The sequence below is a fragment of the Protofrankia sp. Cr1 genome, assembly GCF_963555865.1.
Classification (GTDB): domain Bacteria; phylum Actinomycetota; class Actinomycetes; order Frankiales; family Frankiaceae; genus Protofrankia.
In genome coordinates this window covers 3,949-5,197 of record NZ_CAUVXO010000472.1, presented here as the reverse complement: position 1 = coordinate 5,197, position 1,249 = coordinate 3,949, and the positions used below count along the sequence as shown (strand labels likewise).

At 66.3% G+C, this 1,249-nt stretch carries 2 protein-coding genes; both read left to right on the top strand.

Annotation, left to right across the window (positions count from 1 at the left end):
* The first annotated feature begins 526 nt into the window (after positions 1 to 526).
* Positions 527 to 772 (top strand): AbrB/MazE/SpoVT family DNA-binding domain-containing protein, encoded by a 246-nt coding sequence (locus U9980_RS24000; protein WP_322749004.1) that lies wholly within the window; start codon positions 527 to 529, stop codon positions 770 to 772.
* Complete coding sequence (locus U9980_RS23995) at positions 769 to 1,176, top strand: type II toxin-antitoxin system VapC family toxin (protein WP_322749003.1); 408 nt, start codon at positions 769 to 771, stop codon at positions 1,174 to 1,176. The genes U9980_RS24000 and U9980_RS23995 overlap by 4 nt, the downstream gene beginning before the upstream one ends.
* Positions 1,177 to 1,249: the final 73 nt, after the last annotated feature.

Sequence of the window (1,249 nt, the reverse complement as noted above, 5' to 3'; positions counted from 1 at the left end):
CGGTATCGTCAGCGTCCACCCGCCGTATGGTTCCCGTCGAACGCGGTAGCAGCGACACCATCACCCTGGCCAACAATTGACCCGAGGTCAGGTCGGTGATGGCGCGCTCGGCCTTCTCCTGCTGGACGCGTCGTACCGCCTGGTCACACCGACCGTCCGACGCCAGCCAGCCGCGCGATCGCGGCAGCTGTCAGTTCGTCCTGCTCGTCCCGGTTCACGGCGGCGGCAGTACAGGGCGATCCTCCAACGCACAAGCTTTCGTGAATACTGTTGCCGCTGTTCACAAAAGCCATCCTATGGTTGCTTAGACAACGGCTTGGCGTCGTCCGTTCCGCGGGTGTTCGGCAGTGCGGCCCGTCGCGGGAGCCGGCATCGCTGCGGCGGGGAGCCGGCCGGACGCCATAGAGCGCCCGGCAATAGGTGCGTGCCCCAGCGTCGCGACGCCGCGTCCCCTATTGCCGGTCGCTCTTACTACCCGAACGCGGCAACGCGCCTGCCGCATAGCACTGGATGGTAGATTTCTGGCATGCAGACTGCCATTGACGCCGCTGGGCGCGTTGTCATCCCCAAGGCGCTGCGAGATGCGCTCGGGCTGACGGCGGGCCAGCCGCTGGAGATCGCAGAGCGAGACGGACGGCTTGAGATCGTGCCGGCGCCGACCCCGATGAGACTGGTGGATGAGGGCGACGGTGTGGTTGCCGTAGCCGATGTCGACATGCCCACGCTGACCGCTGACCTGGTACGTGACACGCTGGAGCGAACGCGGCGATGAAGGCGGTCGATTCCAGTGTGGTTGTTGCCGCCTTCGCCAGCTGGCATGAGCACCATGTGGTCGCCCGCAAGGCCCTGGCAAGCCGGCCACGTCTGGTCGCGCACGCAGCGGTTGAGTCCTACTCCGTCCTGACCCGCTTACCTCCGCCGCACCGCGCGCAGCCGTCGATCGTGCACACCTTCATCACCGAGTGGTTCACCGACCCGTTTCTCGTCCTGTCGGAGACCGGCTACCAGGAACTCCTCGCGACGGTGGCGTCCAGCCGGATCCTCGGCGGCCCGGCTTACGACGCCTTGATCGCCTTCACTGCCGCCGAGCACCAGGCGACACTGATGAGCCTCGATCAGCGAGCCACCGTAACCTATGAAGCTGTCGGGGTCTCCGTAGAGCAGCTGGCACCTTGACGCGTGTGGCGCGCGATCGGCAGGAGATCGCGATCCTGCAAGTGGGCATCTGTCGCCCGTCCTGTCCCACCGA

Coding starts and splice junctions, on each gene's coding strand:
- U9980_RS24000 (WP_322749004.1), top strand. CDS start 527: ATGCAGACTGCCATTGACGCCGCTGGGCGCGTTGTCATCCCCAAGGCG.
- U9980_RS23995 (WP_322749003.1), top strand. CDS start 769: ATGAAGGCGGTCGATTCCAGTGTGGTTGTTGCCGCCTTCGCCAGCTGG.